The following is a 278-nucleotide window of genomic DNA, read 5'->3' as shown; positions in this document are numbered from 1 at the left end:
GGAGTTCAGCCGTCAGCGCGGGCTGTCGGTGGACGGCCGGTGCAAGGCGTTCGCGGGTGCCGCGGACGGCACGGGCTGGGGCGAGGGCGCGGGCATGCTCCTCGTCGAGCGCCTCTCCGACGCCCAGCGCAACGGACACCCGGTGCTCGCCGTGGTCCGTGGTTCCGCCGTCAACCAGAACGGTGCGAGCAACGGCCTGACCGCGCCGAACGGTCCGTCCCAGCAGCGGGTGATCCGCCAGGCGCTGGCCTCGGCCGGACTCACCGCCGACCAGATCG

General features: G+C 74.1%; 1 protein-coding gene. It reads left to right on the top strand.

From position 1 onward, the window contains the following. Positions 1–278, top strand: a 278-nt coding sequence (locus UK12_RS35550; RefSeq protein WP_045307363.1) for a beta-ketoacyl synthase N-terminal-like domain-containing protein, incomplete at both ends; no start/stop codon positions are given.

This window comes from Saccharothrix sp. ST-888 (genome assembly GCF_000955975.1).
Lineage (GTDB): Bacteria > Actinomycetota > Actinomycetes > Streptomycetales > Streptomycetaceae > Kitasatospora.
Note: the sequence above shows the minus strand (reverse complement) of the source record. Positions and strands in the feature narration are given on the sequence as shown.